General features: G+C 69.6%; 20 protein-coding genes. 7 read left to right on the top strand and 13 right to left on the bottom strand.

The genetic code is table 11. The features are described 5' to 3' along the window. The first annotated feature begins 131 nt into the window (after positions 1–131). Together R6V09_RS07805 and R6V09_RS07800 are read left to right on the top strand one after the other, a co-directional pair. A complete protein-coding gene (locus R6V09_RS07805; RefSeq protein ID WP_317880607.1) occupies positions 132–1478 on the top strand; it encodes a glycosyltransferase in 1347 nt (448 codons plus the stop codon). Beyond that, positions 1475–2497 carry a methyltransferase gene (locus R6V09_RS07800; protein WP_317880606.1) on the top strand — a complete coding sequence of 341 codons (1023 nt, stop codon included), beginning with the start codon at positions 1475–1477 and terminating at the stop codon, positions 2495–2497. Before R6V09_RS07805 ends, R6V09_RS07800 begins: the two co-directional genes overlap by 4 nt. Before the next feature lie 129 nt (positions 2498–2626). On the opposite strand, the gene R6V09_RS07795 is transcribed toward R6V09_RS07800, so the two are convergent. The 3 genes from R6V09_RS07795 to R6V09_RS07785 all read right to left on the bottom strand — a co-directional run bounded on the left by R6V09_RS07795 (position 2627) and on the right by R6V09_RS07785 (position 4422). Further along, positions 2627–3337: a Ppx/GppA phosphatase family protein gene (locus R6V09_RS07795; RefSeq protein WP_317880605.1), complete on the bottom strand. Its 711-nt coding sequence runs from the start codon at positions 3335–3337 to the stop codon at positions 2627–2629. A 328-nt stretch (positions 3338–3665) separates the two neighbouring features. Continuing rightward, the gene (locus R6V09_RS07790) at positions 3666–4040 is read right to left on the bottom strand and encodes a DUF427 domain-containing protein (protein WP_317880604.1); all 375 of its coding nucleotides are present in this window, start codon (positions 4038–4040) and stop codon (positions 3666–3668) included. Between the two features lie 28 nt (positions 4041–4068). Beyond that, on the bottom strand, positions 4069–4422 hold the full coding sequence (locus R6V09_RS07785; protein WP_317880603.1) for a VOC family protein: 354 nt from the start codon (positions 4420–4422) through the stop codon (positions 4069–4071). Between the two features lie 211 nt (positions 4423–4633). Here R6V09_RS07785 and R6V09_RS07780 point away from each other — a divergent pair, with 211 nt between their 5' ends. The 4 genes from R6V09_RS07780 (at position 4634) to R6V09_RS07765 (ending at position 7904) form a co-directional block, all read left to right on the top strand. Further along, positions 4634–5353: an SDR family NAD(P)-dependent oxidoreductase gene (locus R6V09_RS07780; protein WP_317880602.1), complete on the top strand. Its 720-nt coding sequence runs from the start codon at positions 4634–4636 to the stop codon at positions 5351–5353. A 35-nt stretch (positions 5354–5388) separates the two neighbouring features. Further along, positions 5389–6135 (top strand): SDR family NAD(P)-dependent oxidoreductase, encoded by a 747-nt coding sequence (locus R6V09_RS07775; RefSeq protein ID WP_317880601.1) that lies wholly within the window; start codon positions 5389–5391, stop codon positions 6133–6135. 118 nt (positions 6136–6253) lie between these two features. Then, on the top strand, positions 6254–7108 hold the full coding sequence (locus tag R6V09_RS07770) for an alpha/beta fold hydrolase (RefSeq protein WP_317880600.1): 855 nt from the start codon (positions 6254–6256) through the stop codon (positions 7106–7108). Positions 7109–7298: 190 nt separating this feature from the next. After that, positions 7299–7904 carry a TetR/AcrR family transcriptional regulator gene (locus R6V09_RS07765; RefSeq protein WP_317880599.1) on the top strand — a complete coding sequence of 202 codons (606 nt, stop codon included), beginning with the start codon at positions 7299–7301 and terminating at the stop codon, positions 7902–7904. A gap of 72 nt (positions 7905–7976) precedes the next feature. On the opposite strand, the gene R6V09_RS07760 is transcribed toward R6V09_RS07765, so the two are convergent. After that, positions 7977–9464, bottom strand: coding sequence for an aldehyde dehydrogenase family protein (locus R6V09_RS07760; protein ID WP_317880598.1), 1488 nt, complete (start codon positions 9462–9464; stop codon positions 7977–7979). A gap of 107 nt (positions 9465–9571) precedes the next feature. Here R6V09_RS07760 and R6V09_RS07755 point away from each other — a divergent pair, with 107 nt between their 5' ends. After that, on the top strand, positions 9572–10162 hold the full coding sequence (locus R6V09_RS07755) for a TetR/AcrR family transcriptional regulator (protein ID WP_317880597.1): 591 nt from the start codon (positions 9572–9574) through the stop codon (positions 10160–10162). Positions 10163–10193: 31 nt separating this feature from the next. Here R6V09_RS07755 and R6V09_RS07750 read toward each other — a convergent pair whose 3' ends face one another. The 9 genes from R6V09_RS07750 to R6V09_RS07710 form a co-directional block, all read right to left on the bottom strand. Beyond that, on the bottom strand, positions 10194–11201 hold the full coding sequence (locus R6V09_RS07750; RefSeq protein WP_317880596.1) for an MFS transporter: 1008 nt from the start codon (positions 11199–11201) through the stop codon (positions 10194–10196). Beyond that, on the bottom strand, positions 11198–11674 hold the full coding sequence (locus tag R6V09_RS07745) for a potassium channel family protein (protein WP_317880595.1): 477 nt from the start codon (positions 11672–11674) through the stop codon (positions 11198–11200). Before R6V09_RS07745 ends, R6V09_RS07750 begins: the two co-directional genes overlap by 4 nt. A gap of 246 nt (positions 11675–11920) precedes the next feature. Then, the gene (locus R6V09_RS07740) at positions 11921–13858 is read right to left on the bottom strand and encodes a right-handed parallel beta-helix repeat-containing protein (RefSeq protein WP_317880594.1); all 1938 of its coding nucleotides are present in this window, start codon (positions 13856–13858) and stop codon (positions 11921–11923) included. Positions 13859–13931: 73 nt separating this feature from the next. Further along, positions 13932–14657, bottom strand: a complete 726-nt coding sequence (locus R6V09_RS07735) for an SDR family NAD(P)-dependent oxidoreductase (protein ID WP_317880593.1) — start codon at positions 14655–14657, stop codon at positions 13932–13934. After that, on the bottom strand, positions 14654–15502 hold the full coding sequence (locus R6V09_RS07730; protein ID WP_317880592.1) for an ABC transporter permease: 849 nt from the start codon (positions 15500–15502) through the stop codon (positions 14654–14656). Before R6V09_RS07730 ends, R6V09_RS07735 begins: the two co-directional genes overlap by 4 nt. After that, positions 15499–16452, bottom strand: coding sequence for an ABC transporter permease (locus R6V09_RS07725; RefSeq protein WP_317880591.1), 954 nt, complete (start codon positions 16450–16452; stop codon positions 15499–15501). The genes R6V09_RS07730 and R6V09_RS07725 overlap by 4 nt, the downstream gene beginning before the upstream one ends. Before the next feature lie 15 nt (positions 16453–16467). Then, positions 16468–18030, bottom strand: coding sequence for an ABC transporter substrate-binding protein (locus tag R6V09_RS07720; protein WP_317880590.1), 1563 nt, complete (start codon positions 18028–18030; stop codon positions 16468–16470). Between the two features lie 93 nt (positions 18031–18123). Further along, entirely contained in the window at positions 18124–19290 is a 1167-nt protein-coding gene (locus tag R6V09_RS07715; RefSeq protein ID WP_317880589.1) for a mandelate racemase/muconate lactonizing enzyme family protein, read from the bottom strand. Then, positions 19287–19624, bottom strand: a 338-nt coding sequence (locus R6V09_RS07710; RefSeq protein ID WP_317880588.1) for an ROK family protein, incomplete at its 5' end; no start/stop codon positions are given. The genes R6V09_RS07715 and R6V09_RS07710, both read right to left, overlap by 4 nt.

The following is a 19624-nucleotide window of genomic DNA, read 5'->3' as shown; positions in this document are numbered from 1 at the left end:
CCTGGTGCGCTTGATTCCCGATCCCCAGTACCGGCGGAACGGCGGGGCCAGTTGTCGCATTCCGCTTGAACTGCCGCATATGCCCACCGGTTTGCCCAAGACCACGTTCCCGCCCATCCGGAAAAGAGACCATGGCAAAGATCATTGTCACAGCGGGCCCAGTGCCGGGCCATGTCGTACCCCTCGCGGCGATAGCAGCCGACCTGACGAAGCGCGGACACGAGGTCCTCTTCTACACGGGCGCCCGGTTCGAGGAGCAGATAGGCGCGACCGGGGCGCGGTTCGTCCCGCACCCCGCAGAGGTCGACGTTACTCTCGGCGCCCTGGACGCCGCGCTCGCCGAACGTGAGAAACTCGCACCGCTCGAACGTATCGCCTTCGACATCAAGCACCTCGCGGCCGACCAGGCGCCGATCCACGACAAGCGCCTCCAGAAACTGCTCGCCGAGTTCCCCGCGACCGTGGTGATCAGCGAGCCGATGTCCTTCTGGGCGCTGCCGACGGCCCTGCGCGCTCCCCGAGGCCGACGCCCGCTCCTCGTGAACATCGGCATCGCGCCACCCGCCTTCGGCAGCGTGGACACCGCGCCCTTCGGGCCGGGGCTGCTCCCGCCCACCACCGGCGAAGAACGTGCCCGTTACGACGACATGCGCGTCCAGATGGGAGCGTTCTTCGCCGATCCGCAGCAGTACGTGGAAGGCGTCTTCACCGCGATGGGTGTCACACTGCCCGCTCCGCTCTTCGATGCCATGGCCACGGTCCCCGACCACCTGCTTCAGCTGACCGTTCCCGCCTTCGAGTACCCGCGCAGCGACGCCCCGGAGGGCTTCCGCTTCATCGGCCCCCTCCCGGCCGCCACCGACAGCGGGTTCGAACTCCCCGACTGGTGGGCGGAGTTGTCCGCCGACAGGCCGGTTGTCGTCGTCACGCAGGGCACCGTGGAGAACGGCGACCTCTCCCAGCTCCTCGTGCCCGCACTCCGTGCGCTGGCGGACGCGGACGTGACCGTCGTGGCCGCGACGGCACGCCCCGACGGCCCCGACATGGTTCGGACGGCGCTGGACGGTCAGGTTCCCGCCAACGTCCGCCTCGCCGGGTTCGTGCCCTTCGAGCAGTTGCTGCCGCTCGCCGACGTCCTGGTCACCAACGCCGGATACGGCGGTGTCCAGACCGCGCTGCGGCACGGGGTCCCGCTCGTCGTCGGCGGCGAGACCGAGGACAAACCCGAGGTCGCCGCCCGCGTCGAGTGGTCCGGCGTCGGCGTAAACCTGCACACGGCCCGCCCCGAGACGGCTGCCGTCCGTGCCGCCGTGGACGACGTACTGAACGACCCGCGATACCACAAGCGCGCGAGCGAGATCCGGAGTCAGTGCGCCGAGTACCGGCCCTTCGACGCCATTGCTGAAATCGTCGAGCAGGCCACAGCGATGGTCGAGAATCCACGACTCGGCCTGCGTCGGGAAGGGGACGAGCTGTGACGGTTGCGCCCTTCGCCTTGATGCAGCTCAGTTCGGGGCTGTTCGCGAGCAAGACACTCGCCGTCGCTGTTCAGTTGGACGTGTTCAGCATGGCGGCGGGCGACGGGATCACCGTCGAGGAGTTCGCCGCCGCACGGGAGTTGCGGACACGTCCGGCGGGGATGCTGCTCACCGGATGCGCAAGTCTGGGGCTGCTGGAAAAGGACGGCGACAGGTTCCTGGCGTCGCCGCTGGCGCGTGAGTATCTGGTCCCCGGAACCCGTTACTACTTCGGTGATTTCGTCACCATGCTGGACGAGCGGGTCTACGCGGGCTGGATGCGTCTGGCCGAGGCGGTGCACACCGACGCGCCGACCGTATGGGACTCGGCGCAGCGGGATTCGCTGTTCGACGACGCCGATCCCGTGACGGTGCGGACGTTCTGGCGGGGCATGCACTCGTTGTCGACGTACACGGCGCGGGCTGTCGCCGAGGCGTACGACTTCGGGTCGGTGCGGCGGTTGCTGGATGTCGGTGGTGGCGGTGCCGCGTTCACGATCGAGCTGTGCCGGGCCTACCCGACCCTGCAAGCGACCGTCTACGACCTGCCGTTCGTGTGCGAGCAGACGGCGGAGCGGATCGCCGAGGCGGGCCTCAGCGACCGGATCACCTGCGTGGCCGGCGACTTCTTCGCCGAGGAGAAGCTGCCCGGCGGGCACGACGTGGCCCTCCTGTCGTCGGTGTTGCACGACTGGAGCGCCGCGGAGAACCAGGTCATCCTCGACAAGGTCGCGGCGGTGCTCCCGGACGGCGGCCGGATCCTGGTCGCAGAACTGCTGATGGACGATGACGAGTCGGGACCCGCGCCCGCCGCGTTGTTCAACCTGCTGATGCTCGTGGAGACTCGGCATGGCAGGAACTACACCGGCGCCACGTACGAGCGGTGGCTGCGGAGGGCCGGATGCGCTGCGGTGGAACGTGTTCCGGTCGCCGGAGTGAGTGCGAACGCCCTCGTCGTGGGGACCGTCGCCCAACCGTGACCGCCCTGCAACGGCCCGCCCCGGCGAACAGCTCCCGACGAGTCATACCGACCCCGGAGGCCACGAGCCCGAACCGGGCCCTGCGAAAGAAGGCAAGGGGGCGACGCTCGCGGAACAGAACGTTGAGGTTCAGCCGGCGAGGCGGGAGCGGTCCGCTGTGGTGTGGGGCACGCCGAGGTGTTCCAGCAGGAGTCCTTCCCGGGTGGACCAGGGGCAGATCTCGACGCGCTTGGCCCCGCAGGCTTCCATGAGGGCTTGAGCAATCAGGGCTCCGGCAAGCGACTGTCCGGCTCGGTCCCGGGAGATGCCCGGGAGTTGGCCACGGCGGGACGGCTTCGCCTCGGCCAACAGGGCGACCGCGGCACGCAGTTGGGGCAGGGTCAACTGCCGTGCGGCTCGCGGCGCCTTGCCCGATTCGGCCCGCGGCAGGTCGGGAACGGCTTCCAGGGACCGCTGCAGGTGCTTCCGGATCTCGGCCAGGCGGCGTGGGGACGGCGAGGTGTTGCCGGGCAGCCAGTCCCGGGTGACCCTGCGCGCGCCCAGCGACAGCGAGTACACCGTGTGGAGCTGGTCCCCGGTGCCGGAGGCGATCTCCAGGGTGCCGCCGCCGATGTCCAGGACGAGCAGTGGGCCGGCCGCTGAGCCCGCCCACTGGTGGGCGGCCACGTAGGCCGGCCGCGCCTCCTCCTCACCGGTCAGCACACGCAGGCGAGTGCCCGTGGTACGAGCCACCTGCGCGATGATCGCGTCCCGGTTGGGCGCGTCCCGGATGACGGAGGTGGCGAACGCGAACACCTCCGGGCCGCGCGGACGCGGGTTCGAGGCGACCACCTCGGCCACTGCCCGCTAGACGCTCTTCACGCCGGCCCGGTCCAGCCGTCCCTTGCGGTCGAGGGTCTCGTGGTCTCGTGCAGTCTCAGCCGCACCTTGCGCTCCAGCACCGCACCCGGGCGCCGCCGCACAACCGTCAGCAAAGCACTGTGGCACCCGACATCGAGCACGCCTGCCTGCCGCACCCCATCGCCTCCTCCGGCCTGTTACCGAGCAGCAGCCCTGGTCACGGGCCGGGGGGGCCGGCATGGCGGGGTGGTTGGACCCGGGCCGACCGGTCCCGCCGTGCCCCTGCTTGGAGGGGCGGGAGCAGCCACGCGACCTCCTCCCTCGACTGTCAGGCGCCGGTCTGGACGTCCACCTGGTCGGTGTAGAAGGCGACATGGCCGGCGATGTCCGCGACGGCGTCGTACGGCTCGGGGTAGAACCACACGGCGTCGGCCCGCACGCCGTCGGCGAGGGCGAGGCCGTAGTACGACGCGTCGCCCTTGTAGGGGCAGTACGTCCGGGTGGTGCTGTCCGTGAGCAGTGTCCGGTCGACGTCGTCGAGCGGGATGTACTGCACCGGCGGGTAGTTGGCCTCGCGGAGGGTCAGGGCCCGGGTGGTGTCGGCGACGACGTGCGTGCCGACGCGGGCCACCACTCGCACGCCGGTGGCCTCGATGGTGATGGGGTGGTCGGGTCCGGGGATCTTGGGTTCCCGCGTCGTCATGGTCATCTTCCTTTGCCTTGTGGGTGGTTCAGCCGGCGATGAGGTCGAACTCATTGCCCTCGACATCGGCGAACGTCGTCCACCGAGCTCCGCCGCGCACGACTTCGTGGAGCTTGGTCGCCCCGAGCGCGAGCAGACGTTCGCTCTCCCCCTCATAGTCGCCGGTGATCAGATCCGGGTGGAATCGGTTCTTGACGCTCTTGGCCTCGGACACCTGGTGGAAGGCCAGCCGTGGTCCGCCTGCGGGATCGCCGGCCTCCACGACGGCATCGTGCTCGTCCGCACCGTCAGCGACCTTTCGGTCCAGGACAGCAGCCCAGAACCGCGCGGCGCGTGCGGCGTCGGCTGCGTCGAAGGACACGCCGAAGAAGGTCGTACTCATGCTCCACTCCTCAATCTCACCGACTGATTAGACCAGTCTGTCTCTATGGCGAAATAACCATAGGCGCCATCTCTGGCGCACGTCAAACACCCAAGATGGAGGGTCGCCACCTTGAATCTTCCAGGATGGAGTTGACGAGACTAGACAGGTCTGTTTAGCTGAATCTCGAAATCAGACAGACCGGTCTACTCAATCAAGAGGAAGTGCGACCATGACCGAGACACGTACAGCCCTGGTCACAGGAGCGACGTCCGGGATCGGCCGAGCCGCTGCGGAGAAACTCGCCCGGGACGGATTCAAGGTCCTGGTCCACGGCCGCGACGCCGACCGTGGGGCCGCGGTGGTCAAGGGGATCGAGGGCCTCGGCGGCAGTGCCGAGTTCCTCGCCGCCGACCTCACCGACGTCCGCGCGATCATGCAACTGGCGGCCGCGGCCAAGGGCGTCGACGTCCTCGTCAACAACGCGGGGTTCTCCTGGTTCGGGCCCACCGCCGACCTGAAGCCCGACACGTTCGACGCGCTGTTCGACGCCAACGTGCGCAGCGCCTACTACCTCACGGCCGTCATCGCGCCGGTGATGGCCGAGCGCGGCGAGGGCGTCGTGATCAACCTGGGCAGCATGGCCGGGCAGGTCGGCCTGGCGGGCGGCGCCGCCTACAGCGCCACCAAGGCCGCGCTCACCTCGCTGACCCGCTCCTGGGCCGCCGAGTACAGCCCGCGGGGTGTGCGGATCAACACCATCGCCCCCGGGCCGGTCCACACCGGCGGCTCCGACAGGGAGAGCATCACGGCCCTGGGCAAGACCACCCTTCTGGCCCGAGCGGCGGAGGCCGAGGAAATCGCCGACGTCATCGCGTTTTTGGCCTCGCGGGCTGCCCGGTACGTCACCGGCGCCGTCATCCCCGCCGACGGCGGACGCACCGCCGTCTGACCCCCCAACCCCACCCACAGAAAACGAGCACAGCAATGGACAACCCCGTCGTACTGATCACCGGCGCGCTCACCGGCATCGGCCGCGCAGCCGCCGTCGCCTTCGCCAAGCAGGGCGCGAACGTCGTCGTCGCCGGACGCCGTGACGAGGCCGGCAAGGCCCTGGTCGAGGAACTGCGCGGGCTCGGCTCGTGGGCCGAGTTCGTCAACGCCGACGTCCGCAACGAGGACGAGGTGCGCGCCATGGTCGACGAGACCGTCACCCGGTTCGGCCGTCTCGACGTCGCGGTGAACAACGCCGGCACCGAAGGCCGGCCCAGCCCGATCACCGACCAGAGCGCGGAGACGTACAACGCGACGTTCGACACGAACGTCCTGGGCGTGCTCCTGAGCATGAAGCACCAGGTCCGCGTCATGAAGGAGCAGGGCAGCGGCAGCATCGTCAACATCTCCTCGACCTACGGCCACGAGGGCGCCGCCGGGGCCTCCGTCTACGTCGGCAGCAAGCACGCCGTCGAAGGCATCACCAAGTCGGTGGCCCTGGAGGTCGCCGCCTCGGGAATCCGCGTCAACGGCGTGGCCCCCGGCCCGACGGACACCGGCATGCTGACCCGCTTCACCGGCACGCCGCAGAACAAGGCGGCCCTGGTGAGCGAGGTCCCGCTGGCCCGCCTCGGCCTCTCGGAGGAGGTCGCCGCCGCGATCGTGTTCATCGCGTCGGACGAGGCGTCGTTCATCACCGGCCACATCCTCAACGCCGACGGCGGACACAGCGCCAACTGATCAGCTCCGAACGCAGAACCCCTACGGGCCCGGACGGCCCATGGTGCGGCGGCTGCCGGAAACCGTCGTCCGGCCCACCACCCGGCCTCCGCACCCTGATCCAAGGAGAAGCGCCACCATGACCGACCACAGCCACGACACCGCCCCGACCCGGTTCGTCGAGGCCGGCGGCATCCGTTTCGCCTACCGCCGCTTCGGCAACGCGGCCGCCGGCCGGACACCGGTCGTGTTCTTCCAGCACTTCATCGGCAACCTGGACGACCACGATCCGGCGATCAGCGACGGGTTCGCCGCCGACCGCGAGGTCATCCTGTTCAACAACGCCGGAGTCGCCTCCACCAGCGGGATCGTCCCGGACACCATCGAGCAGATGGCCACCGACGCAGGCATCTTCATCGACGCTCTCGGGCTGACGAGGGCGGACCTGGTCGGCCACTCGATGGGCGGCCTGGTCGCACAACAGGTCGCCATCCAGCGCCCCGACCTGACCCGCAGACTCGTGCTGGTCGGCACCGGCCCGCGTGGCGGCGTGGGTATCGGCGAGACTCCGGCGGAGACCGCCGCCCTGTTCACCGTCAAGCTGCCCCGACAGGAAGACATGTGGCTGCCGGTCCTGTTCGCCCCGACCGTGACCAGCCAGAAGCTGGGCCGCGCCTACGTCGAGCGGATCGTGGCCCGCAAGGACCGCGACGCCTCCCCGTTCGGCGAGCAGGTCTACGCGGGCCAGGGCACCGCCATCCACACCTACGGCGCCATGAAGGACCCCGCCTACGCGGTCCTGAAGAACATCACGATCCCGGTCCTGGTGGTCAACGGCACCGACGACATCATCATCCCCACGATCAACTCGTACATCCTCCAGCAGTTCCTCCCGGACGCCGAGCTGATCCTCTACCCGGACGCCAACCACGGCGCCCACTTCCAGTACCCCGAGCGGTTCGTCACCCACACCAAGCTCTTCCTCGACCGCTAGGACCACAGTGGCCGAGCAGAGGGCCCCGCAGCGCAGAGGCGGTCACCGCCGCACGGTGACCGCCTCTGCGCGTCAGTGCGGGAAGTATGGGAAGACAGGTCTGTCTGGCTTTGTTGGAGGGGATGAGGGACGAATGAGCCCCTGCGCGGAGCCGTAGACTGGACCGCCAGTCTGAAAGAAGGAAGTGACCATGTCCACGAAGGCCAGCGTCTCGAAGCCGTCCGTGCGTGAACGTCTGCTGGCCGCCGCCGACGAGCTGTTCTACAGCGAGGGCGTACAGACCGTGGGCATCGACCGCATCGTACAGAAGGCCGGCGTGGCCAAGGCGTCGCTCTACAACCTGTTCGGCAGCAAGGAAGAACTGGTGCAGGCCTACCTCGACGCCCGCCACGACCGCACCCGTGAGCAGATCGAGCGCGTCCTGACCCGGTTCCGGACGCCACGCGAGCGACTGCTCGGCGTTTTCGACGGGCAGGGCCAGCTCTTCACCGAGCCCGGCTTCAACGGCTGCGCACACATGACGGCCAGCGCGGAGGTACGGCCCGGCAGCCCCGTCGAGGGCGCCGCCGACCGTTACCGGCTCTGGGTGCGGACCCTGTTCACGGATCTGGCCCGGGAGGCCGGCGTCACCGATCCCGAAGAGCTGGCACGGCAGCTCCACCTGCTGTACGACGGCGCCGGGATCTCCGCGCGGATGGACCGCGACCCGTCAGCGGCGACGACCGCCCGCGCGGCAGCCGCGGCGCTGTTCGACGCCGCGGTCAAGGACAAGGAACCGGGCGACGCCGGGCAGTAGTCCGGTGAAACGGTCGTCCGACGACCTGGCCCGGTCCCCCGCGACGGGCCGGACCAGGTCGTACTGCCACCCCTAGCCGTTGATCACGCGGAGGGGTTCGCCGTCGATGAAGATGACGTGGGTGTTGAAGAAGGCGTCCAGTCCCTCGGGGCCGAGTTCGCGGCCGTAGCCGGACTGCTTGACGCCGCCGAACGGTACGCCGATGTCGACGGTGATGCCGTTGTTCAGGTTCACCGTGCCGGAGTTGATCCGCTGGGCCACGCGCAGGGCGCGCTCGGTGTCGGTGCTGTAGACGGCGCCGGACAGGCCGAACTCGGTGTCGTTGGCGATGCGGATCGCCTCTTCCTCGTCGCGGTAGGTCAGGACGGTCAGGACGGGTCCGAAGATCTCCTCCTGGGCGACCTTGGCGTCCGGTGAGACGCCGGTGATGATCGTGGGGGCGATGTAGTAGCCGACGTCGTGGCCGGGGGCCCGGCCGCCGCCGACGGCGAAGGTGCCGCCGTCCTTCTCCGCGGAGGCGAGGTAGTCCAGGACCCGCTCGTAGTGCTTGCGGGTGACCATGGCGCCCACGTCGGTGGCCGGGTCACGGGGATCGCCGACGGTCAGCTCGGCGAACGCCTCGGCGAGGGCGGAGACGATCTCGTCGTGCCGGTGCTCGGGCACGATGAGCCTGCTGGGGTTGGTGCAGCTCTCGCCGTTGTTCCCGGTGACGCCCGGCACCAGGGTCTCGACGATACGGTCCAGGTCGGCGTCGTCGAGCACGAGTGCCGGTGACTTGCCGCCGAGTTCGAGGGTGAGCTGCTTGAGGGTGTCGGCGGCTGCGGCGGCGATGCGGCGGCCGACCACGGTGCTGCCGGTGAAGGTGATCTTGTCGACGCCCGGGTGGCGCACGAGGTGGTCGCCGCCCGCGGGAAGGGCGTTGACGATGTTCAGCACACCGGCGGGCAGCCCGGCCCGCAGTGCGGCGTCGGCGAAGTAGCCCGCGCTCAGGGGTGTGTCCTCGGACGGCTTCATGATGACGGTGCAGCCGGCCAGCAGGGCCTGCGGGAGCTTGAACGCGGCGAGGGCGAGCGGGGCGTTCCACGGGACGATGGCTGCCACGACGCCCACCGGCCGCTTCTCGATGCGGGCGCTGACCCCCGACAGACCGGTGCGCAGTTCGGTCAGCTCTGTCACGTCCGCCAGGGAGGCGTAGTAGCGCAGCAGGCCGGGCATGGTCAGGGCTCCGCCGCGACTCTGCCCGATGGTCAGGCCGGTCTCGGCGACCAGTACCTCGGTGACCGGGTCGGCGTCCTTCTCCAGCTCCTCGGCGAACTTGGTGAGGATCTCGGCACGCTCCCGCAGGGTCAGTCGCGGCCAGGGGCCGGAGTCGAACGCGGCACGGGCCGCGGCGACGGCCGCGTCGATGTCCCCGGAGGCCGCGGCGGCAGCCGATCCGATCTCCTTCTCGGTCGCGGGGTCGACGACCGCAATGCGCTCGCCGGTGGAGCCGGGACGCCAGGTGTTGTTGATGAACAGGTCCCGCTCGAACACGGGCGAGGAGGGGGTGGGAGTACTCATGACATGCCTTCCGCTACGGCCAGTAATGAAAATAACTGGATAGTTACCATCTAGCACGCAGGATCCGAGGTTTGTCAATAACTGGTTGGTTACCTTAGGCTGGCCCCATGGCCTACGACTCCGCGGCAACCCGCGCAAAGATCCTCCGGGCGGCGATCGAGGAGTTCAGCGCCTCCGGTTTCGCCGGTGCCCGCATCGACCGCATCGCCGAGGTCTCGGGCGCCAACAAGCGGTCCATCTACGTGTACTACACGAACAAGGAACTCCTGTTCGCCGCCGCCCTGCACAAGGTCATCAGCGAACTGAACGACGCGGTGCCGCTCACCGAGGACGACCTGCCGGGCTACGCGGGCCGCATGTTCGACTACCTGACCCGGCACCCCGCCGCGCTGCGCATGCATCTGTGGCGCCAGTTGGAACGGCCCGAGCTGGGCCCCGACGCGGCGGACGTGTACAGCGACAAGATGGCCCGCATGACCGCGGACTCGACGGCCGGGCAACTGCCGTCGACCGACCTGCTCGTCCTCATCACCGGGCTCACGCAGAGCTGGGTGCTCGCGCCGCGGGATCTCCTCACGGCCGCCGACGGCTCCGACCCCTATCGGCCGGAACGGCTGGCGGAGCACCGGGCCGTCGTCGTCGAAGCCGCCCGCCGCCTCTGCGCACCCACCCCGACAGCCACACCCGGTCGGGCCTAGGTCCTGTCTTCAAAAGATCTTGAGTGGTGGATCATGGTCGGGTGATACGGCGCCATGAACTGTCCGAGGCCGAGTGGGAGTTGCCTGCGGCGAAGGCGAACAGGCACTTGGGGGTCTGGTGGTCGGGGACGTCGTAGAAGTGGGTGAGGACGAGGGCGTAGGTGAAGAAGATCGCGTTGTAGAGGAAGGACTGGCTGATCATGAGGGTGGCGCCGAGGAGGGAGCGGGTGGGGTAGTCGCGGAAGAGGGTGCGGGCCACGGTGGTCAGCGGGGTCCGGGACTGGGCGCGGATCTCGATCGCGCGGGCCGGGTCGACGGGGGTCAACGCCCTTGCCCCGGCCTCCATTTCGGCGACCGCGTCTTCTGCCTCGTGTTCGCGGCCGTGGAGCAGGAGCCAGCGCGGGGATTCCGGGATACGGCGGCGCAGTGGCCATACGGCGAGGGCGATGAGCGGCCCGATGAGGAAGCCGAGGCGCCAGCCGACGTCGGAGGCGAGGAGGTCGGGGTCGAGCAGGACGTAGGTGCCCAGGGTGCCGATGATCGAGCCGAGCCAGTAGGTGCCGTTGACGGCGAGGTCGGTACGGCCGCGGAAGCGGGCCGGGATCATCTCGTCGATGGCGGAGTTGATGGCCGCGTACTCGCCGCCGATGCCCAGCCCGGCCACGAAGCGCAGGACGAGCAGGATCCAGAAGTCCCAGGACAGGGCTGTGAGTCCGGATGCTGCGAGGTAGAGGCCGAGGGTGACGAGGAACAGTTTGCGGCGGCCGAGGCGGTCGGAGAGGTCGCCGAAGACGAGGGAGCCGGTGACCTGTCCGATCAGGTAGACGGTGGCGGTCAGGCCGACCTGGTAGGAGTCGAGGTGGAGGGTGTCGGCGCGTTGGAGGATCGGGCCGACCGCGCTGGCGACGGTGATCTCCAGGCCGTCCAGGACCCAGGCGATGCCCAGCGCGATGACCATGCGGGTGTGGAAGGGGGACCAGGAGAGGCGGTCGATGCGGGCCGGCACCAGGCTGCGGACCGTTCTGGTGGTGTCGGTCATGGGGTCTTCCTGTCGTCGAGCAGGCGTTCGATGCGGTCGAAGCGTTCGTGGAGGGCGTGGGCTGTCTCCTCGCGCAGTGCGTGTGCGGCGCGTTCCGCGTCCTGGACGAGGTGGTGGCGGCGTTTCTGGTCGCGGCTGACGAACCAGGTCGCGAAGGCCGCGGTGACCATGCCGTACGCGGTGATCCCGACGACCATCACCACGGAGCCGATGACCCGGCCCCACAGGGTCACCGGGTAGAAGTCGCCGTAGCCGACCGTGGTCGCGGTCTCGATCGACCACCACAACGCCCTTGGGTAGGTGGTGATTTGCGCACCTCGCGCACCGTGTTCGGCGGCCACGACCGCGCAGGAGCCGGCCGCCATCACCGCCACGAGGACGGTACTTGCACCGCCCGCGGCCTTCACGTGCAGCGAGCGGCCTTCCCGGCCGAGCAGCAGCCCGACCGCCCTCGTCAGGAATCCGGGCAGCATGCCCGGATCCTGTGCGACGGACGGCCGACGACGGGTGCCCGGCACGCTCCCGCCCGCCCCGCGTCACCCCAACGGCGGGCGGGAGTGTGACCTGCGTGACCGTCTCCGGCCCGCGTCCAGGTCATGAACACGTTGCGTCAGTACCGACAGGGTCAGTGGGATCGCATCGCACCGGTCGACAGCACCGGCAGCGTGAATCCGTCGACCCCGAGCACGGGCAATGGATGACTCACTGGGGTCGTCGGGTCAGCCGGTGACTGGTTGGACGTAGGCGTCGTCCGCGTAGTAGGTGCCGGGTGTGGGTGTGCGCAGGCGGAGTTGGGTGGCGGTGGTAGGGGCGGTGAAGGTGACGAGGTGCCAGGTGTCGGCGGTGGTCTCGTCGAGGGTGCCGGTGGCGACCACGGTGCCGGAGGAGTTCAGGGCTTCGACGGTGAGGGGGGTGGTGGAGTCGGAACGGACGCGTACGGAGACGCGGCGGGGGGTGGTGCCGCCGATCGGCCGGGTGAGGGCTGAAGTGCCGGTCAGGAGTGCCGAGTTGCCCAGGTCGCCGGATGGATCGGCTGTCACGGACGCGGTGCCGGTCACCGTCCACGACGAGGAGAGGGTGTCGAAGAGGTCGGTGAGGACGGGGGTGGTGACGCCGGTGCCGTTGTAGGCGCCGATGTTGGCGGTGGTGGCGGAGACGGAGTTGCCGAAGTAGTCGAGGCCGCCGTTGTCGGTGATCGGGGTGCCGCCGCCGATGGTGGGGTAGCCGGTGATCAGCTGGTAGCCGGCGGGATCGCGGACGCCGGGTGCGGTGAGGCCGGGAGCGGTGGTGAGGGAGTTGGTGGCGGTGGAGGGGGCGGTGACGCTGTAGAAGGCGTTGTGGTCGATGACGAAAGCGGAGTCGCTGAGCTTCCAACTCACCGTTCCGGAACCGGTCTTGCGGATCAGGTTGTTGGTGAACTGCACGTCGAGTGCGGCGGACGTCGACTCGGTGACCAGAGCGGGGCTGAGGCCGCTGCCGATCGCGATGGTGTTGTTGTAGATCCGGCCGTCGCTGAGTTCGCCGTCGCAGATCTGGAAGCCGCGGGTGCGGTCGTTGACGGAGATGTTGTCGCGGATGGTGAAGTCGGCGGTCGGGGTGTCGTAGGGGCAGAGCAGGAAGAATCCGCCCGCGTTGTCGTGGGAGAGGTTGTACTGGAAGACGGTGCCGGAGGTGGAGTGGTCCACGTCGTAGGCCATGCCGTCGGAGGTGGTGTTGCCGCCGGAGGTCTCGTTGTACTGGAAGACGGAGCCGATGCTGTTGGCCGTCCACATCCCGGCGTTGGGGCTGCCGGAGCGTTCGTTGAAGCCGGTCAGCCGGTTGTGCTGGACGAGCGCGCCGTCGTTGCCCTTGACGACGATGCCGTCGCCGCCGATGTCGGTGAGGGTGTTGCCCTGGACGAGTAGCCCGGTGGAGGCGTCCCAGGCAGCGCTGCACAACGTGTTCCAGAACGCGGCGAGTTGGGGGCGCCGGCACCAGTTGGACCAGGTGTAGATGCCCTGCCGGTCCACGGAGTGGATGGTGTTGTCGAGGATGTGGGTGTCGGCGAACGCGGTGGGTGTGGTGGTGCCCTGGGCCTCGATGACGATGCCGCCGGTGGCGTTCGCGTACTTGCCGGTGCCGCTGTCGCCGGTGGTGGCGGTGGCCGAGGGCATGATGCCGCGTACGTCGTGGATGTTCAGGCGCTGGAGGGTGATGCCGCTGACCGTGCCCGCGTCGGCGGCGTAGACGTAAACCCCGCGCCGGTAGGCGGTGTTGTCGCCGTCGGCGGTCAACTCCAGGTCCTGGACGGTGGTGTAGGGCGTGTCGTCGAGGAGTACGGCGTTCACCGCGCCGTCCGCGTTGATCGCGGGCAGGTCGCCCGTGCCGTACGCGCCGATGACGACCGGGACGGTCGCGGTGCCGGTGGCATCAGGGGCGAGCTGGCCGGAGCAGGACGTGCCGCGTCTGAAGAGGACCTGGTCACCGGCCGTCAGGGTCAGCGCATTGACCAAGACCAGCGTGTTGAGGGGGGAGGTTGAGCTGCCGCTGCCGGCTGTGGTGGCGGAGCAGTCTACGTAGTAGGTCGTGGCCGCTGCCTGGGCGGATGGGGCCGCGATGAGGGCGGTACCGAGGGCCGTCAGGCAGGCGAGGAGTGCGGTGCGGGCGCGCAGGCGCATGGTGGGACTCCATGGAGGACGAGGACGACAACTGGGGGTGTGGGGTGGGTAGTTGTCGTACATCGGGTCGTCGTCACAGGGATACCTCCGGGGTGCGGGCGGACAGTCCGCCGTCTACGGGTAGTACGGCACCGGTGACGAACGAGGCGTCGTCCCCGGCGAGGAACGCGACGGCCCGGGCCACCTCATGGGGCAGTCCGGGGCGGCGCAGCGGATAGGGCCGGACCCGGGTGGCCAACTCCTCGGGGTTGTCGGCGAGATGGGCGTTGCGCTCGACGAGGATCAGGCCGGGGGCCACGGCGTTGACGCGGATGCCGTGCAGGCCCCATTCGAGGGCGGCGGTACGGGTGAAGGCGACCAGACCGGCCTTCGCGGCGGAGTACGCACCGAAGCCCTCCGCCGCGAACTGGGCATGCACGGAAGCCACGTTGACGATCGCGCCCGGCCGGTCCGCCTCGATCAGCCGCGCGGCGAAGGTACGGGCGAGTCGTACGGCCGCGTGCAGACTGACGTCGAAGGTGAGCTGCCAGCCCCACTCGGTGCCGTCGAGAAGAGACGAACGCTCTTCCGCGAAGGCGCAGTTGACGAGTACCGACGCCTCCCGCCCCGCGAGTACGCGCTCCGGTGCGTCCGGGTCCGTGAGGTCGCAGACGACCGGCTCGATCCGGTCGGTCGCGCTGTCCCGTACGGACTCCAGGACGTCCACGGCGACGACCTCGTGTCCCCGGTCGGCGAGTTCGGCGGCGATCGCGCGCCCGATGCCACGGGCGGCACCGGTCACGACAGCGGTGGTCGTCATCGCTTCAGCAACCCCTTGTTCAGTCCGTCGGCGAGCAGATTGAAGCCGATCACCAGCCCCACGACGACGGTGACCGGGCCGAGCGCGTACGCCGGATTGTCGCCGAGGAAGGTCGCGCTCGTGCGCAGCAGCGCGCCGAGCGAAGGGGTGGGCGGGGTGACCCCGATGCCGACGAAGCTCATCGCGCCCTCGACGAACACAGCCGTGGACAGGGACAACGCGGCCTGCACGATCAGCGCGTCGAGGATGTTGGGCAGGATGTCGCCGACCAGGATGCGTAGTCGTCCGGCACCCAGGGCGCGGGCCGCGAGCACGTATTCGCGGTCCTTTTCGAGTCGTACGGCGTCCCGGGTGATCCTTCCGAAGAGCGGCACGTTGACGCCGACGACCGTCCAGAACACGGCGGCCGTGCCGGGGCCGAGGACCGCGGCAAGGGTGACGCCGAGGATCAGCGCGGTGAAGGCCAGCATGACGTCGAAGGCCCGCTGGAGTACCACGTCCACGAGGGGGTGCAGGGCGCACAGCACGCCGAGGGCGACACCGGCGAGCGCGCCGAGCGGGACGGCGGTGGCGGCGATGATCAGGTCGAGCCGGATGCCGTACAGCGTACGGGTGAGCAGGTCGCGGCCGAACTCGTCGGTGCCGAGCGGGTGTTGGAGGCCGGGGCCGAGGAGCGCGTCGGGGCCCTGGGTGAGGGGTGAGTACGGCGTGAGGAGCGGGGCCGCGATGCCGAACAGCACGAGCAGGACGACGAGGGCGAGGCCCCAGCGGGCCGAAGGCGCGCTCAGCGCGCGGGAGTTGGCGGCCAGTCGTACCCGTCCGCGTACCGTTACCACCGCGCTCATATGCCGCCCCCGATCCGTACCCTTGGGTCAAGTCCCGCCTGCACCAGATCCGTCAGTGCCTGGAGCACCACGAACACACCGACCGCGAACAGCAACAGATCCTGGACGAGCAGGTAGTCGCGGCCGAGGACGGCCTGGAGGAGGAGTTGGCCGATGCCCGGCCAGGCGAAGACTGCTTCCACGACGATGGCTCCGCCCAGGAGTTGGCCGATCTGGATGCCGAGGACGGTGATCACCGGCGGTAGGGCGCCGGGCAGGGTGTGCCGGGTCAGCAGGCGCCGTTCGGTGAGCCCCTTGCCGTGGCCGGTGCGCACGTAGTCCTCCTGGACCGACTTGCGCAGCGCGGCGGCGAGGAAGCGGGCGAGGACCGCGCCGGTGGGGAGGGCCAGGCACAGGGCGGGCAGCAGGAGGTACTGGACGCCGATCACCGGGTCGGCGAGAAGCGACTCGTGGCCCGACGCGGGCAGGACGCGGAAGGTGACCGCGAAGAGGAGCACGAGCAGGACGCCCGTGACGTACGGCGGGACGGCGAGCGCCAGGTTCACCGCGCCGCCGAGGAGCGCGCGTACGCCCTTGTGGTGGGCGGTGCCCAGCAGGACACCGGCCGCTCCCCCGCCCGCCAGCGCCAACAGGAGGGCGGCGGCGGTGAGTTCGAGGGTGTTGCCCAGGCCGTGTCCGATGAGGGTGGCGATGGGGGCGCCCAGGATGAAGGAGGTGCCGAGGTCGCCGGTGAGCAGGCCGGTGAGCCAGGTCCAGTACTGGACGGGCAGCGACGAGTCCAGGCCGAGGGAGGCCCGGACGTGGGCGACGGTGGCCGCCGAGGCGTCGGGTCCGGCAAGGACGACGGCCGGGTCACCCGGTGCGAGCCGGAGGACGCCGAAGACCAGCACGGACGCGACCAGCAGCACCAGCAGGGCGGACGGGACACGGCGGAGGGCGTAGCGCAGCATGACGGCTGTCCCGCCTCAGCCGATCGAGGTCTGGTCGAGGTCGAGGTAGTCGTACATCGTCCAGCCCAGGCCCTGGACCTTCTTGGTGATCGTGAAGGTGTGGGAGCTTGCTACGAGGTCGGATACGAACTGCTCTTCCAGGAGTAGGTCGTTGACGGCGTCGGCGGCCTCCTTCGCGGCGGTGTCGGTGGTGGCCTGCCACAACTGGTCGGCGAGTGCTCGGTACTTGTCGCTGTCGAAGTTGGAGGCGTTCTTGGCCGCGTTGAATGGGAACGCGCCCTTGACCAGGGTCGCCGGGTGCAGCTGTCCGAAGCCGTGACCGTTGATGAACAGGCCCGGCAGCTCGCCGGCTTGGAGCTTGGCGAGGAAGTCGGCGGCCTGGAGCGGCTCCGCCTGCGCCTTGAGGCCGATCTGGGTGAGGTCGTACTGGACGATCTCGGCGATCTTCGCGTTGGTCGCGAGGCCCGCGTTGTAGACGACCTTGACTGTCTTGCCGCCGGCGCCCGCCGCCTTGATGAGGGCCTTGGCCTTGCTCAGGTCGCGGGTGTAGTGCGCGGCCTTCGTCTTGTCGTACGCCGGTGAACTCGTCGCCCAGGGAAGGGAGGTGACCGTGCCGATGCCGCCGAGGACCTGGCTGAGGACGCGGTCGCGGTCGACGGCCCAGGCCACAGCCTGGCGCACCCGCTTGTCGTCGAGGGGCTTCACCTTGACGTTGGAGGCGATGTAGAACCCGGAGTCGTGCGCGTCGGAGACGGCGACCTGGAACTGGTCGTCGTTCTTGATCGAGGCCGCGTCGAGCGGGGCGACGTCGACGAGGAGGTGGGTGCCGCCGGAGCGCAGGGAGGACACCATCGAGGCGGACTGGCCGACGACCGACACCTCGACGGCGTCGAGCAGCGGGGCGCCCTTCTTCCAGTAGGAGGTGTTGCGCTTCAACTCGAAGCCGGTGCCCGGCGTGTAGCTCGCGACCTTGAACGGGCCGGTGCCGATGATCTTCGTGCCCTTGAGCAGGTCGTCGATCGACTCCTTGTCGACGATCAGGAGGATCTCGAAGAGGTCGAAGAGGTTGCTGACCGGGTGCGCGAGAGTGAGCGTGATCGTGTGTGCGTCGACCTCGGTGATCTTCGAGATGGCGAGGGCGACATGCTTGAGCTGGGACGCGGTGGTGTCCTTCGTCAGGTTCTCCAGGGCGAAGCGCACGTCCGCCGCGGTGAAGGCGCGTCCGCTGTGGAAGGTGACGCCCTCGCGCAGCTTGAGGGTGATCGACTTTCCGTCCGCCGTCTGAGTCCAGGACTCGGCGAGGGACGGCTTCGGTTCGAGGGTCTTGTGGTCGTACTCCGTCAGGGTGTTGAAGACCGTGCGGGCGAGCGTGAAGTTCGGGTTGTTCTGGCCGAAGAGGGTCGCGGGCGCGATGTCGGCGCTCTGCGCGATCTTCAGCGTGCCGCCCTTCTGCGCGGTACCGGACGCTTTCGTGCTCTCGTCGGCGGCACTGCGGCATGCGGGCACGGCGAGCAGCGCACCGCCGACGCCGATCGCGGCGAGGAGGCTGCGGCGGGAGATGGCGAGTCTTTCGGGCATGGGGGAACTCCGGTGGGCAGGAAGGGAGATGAGGGCTGTGGGGGCGCTCGACGGAGGTGACGCGCCGTCAGGCGTGCGGGTGCGAAGGCGGGTTCAGCGACAACAGGAGGGGCGCGGTTCGAGGCGTCCGCTCCAGACCCGGGTGACCGCCGGGTGCTCGGTGTCGAGTTCGAGGCCGATGCCGGGGGCGTCGGACAGGGTGAGCCAACCGCGCTGGATCCGCTCGGCGCCGTGCACCACGTCCGCGCGCCAGCCGACCTCGCCGTAGGCGTACTCCAGGCGTTCGGCGAGGGCCGGGTCGGTGGGCGCGATGTGCGCGGCATGCAGGGTGGCGACAGGGCCGGAGGGGTTGTGCAGCGAGATCCGCGCCTTGAACGCCATCTGGTTGACGAGGTCGAGCGCGGCGAGGGGACCGCCGGCGTGCTTCACGTCGGGCAGCAGGACGTCGAGCAGGCCGCGAACGGCATGGATGTCGCTCCGGCGCCGGGCGAACTCGCCTCCGGCCAGCGGGAGTTGCGTACGGGCGCGCAACTCGGCGAGTTCGCCGGGGCGTTCGATGCCGACGCCGTCCTCCAACCAGTGCAGGCCGAGATCCTCGAAGTGGCGCAGGAGTGGGGTGAGTTCGGCGAGGGTGAGGCGCTGGTGGGCGTCCACCATGACGTCGATGCCGTCGCCGACAGCCGCACGCACGGCACGCACCCGGTCGAGGCCGATCCGGGCGAGGTCGTGCCGGCCGGCCGGGTCCGGGGTGTCGAAGGGGGCGAGTTTCACGGCGGTGAAGCCGTCGCGTACGGCGGCTTCGGCGGTCGCGGCCACCTGGTGCGGGGCACGGCCGCCGGGGGCTCGGTTGAGGTTGGCGTACAACTCGACCGTGTCCAGGGCGTCCTGGGGTGAGAGCAGTTGCCGCAGCGGCACGCCGGCCCGGCGGGCAGTGCGGTCCAGGCGGGCCTGCTGGACGCCACCCCGCACGGTGGCCGTGGCGAAGTCGTCGCGGGTGTAGAAGTCGCCGGGGCCGCCGGAACTCGAAGTGACCGCGCCGAACGGGCCCGCGAACCGCCGGAGTTCGCTCACCACGGTGTCGAGGGAACCCGCGTCCGAGCACTCGCCGTACCCGTACGCACCGTCCTGGTCGCTCACCCGCAGCACCAGCCACTCCGTGCGGGCACTCACCGCGATCCGGAACAACTCCCAGCCCTCGGCGGGAGGCAGGGCCGGAGCAGACCCCGGCACGACAGCCTCGCCACGTGGCAGCCCTGTCACGACGCCGCCTCCTGCTCTCCGGCGTCCCCGAGCAGCGCGAGCGGGTCCAGATAGACCGACTCCAGCAGCGGCATCGCGGAGGCGACGACCAGCGTGCCTGCGCCGAACGTACTGGTCACGATGCGTTCGTCGGCGCTCCAACCCCGGTGCACCCGGTCGCTGACGGCCGCGCGCAGGTCGGGCAGGTACTCGTCGGCGACGACGATGCCGCCCGCGAGAACGACCCGGCTGGGGTTGAGCAGATCGGCGATCGTGGCCACCGCACGTCCGGCGAACTCGGCGCGGGTGCGCAGGAGTTGCTGGGCACGGGCGTCCCCGGAGCCGGTCCCGGCCG

The sequence above is a fragment of the Streptomyces sp. W16 genome, from assembly GCF_033194735.1.
Lineage (GTDB): Bacteria > Actinomycetota > Actinomycetes > Streptomycetales > Streptomycetaceae > Streptomyces.
The sequence above is the reverse complement of the archived record's forward strand: the minus strand, read 5'-3'. Positions and strand labels throughout refer to the sequence as shown.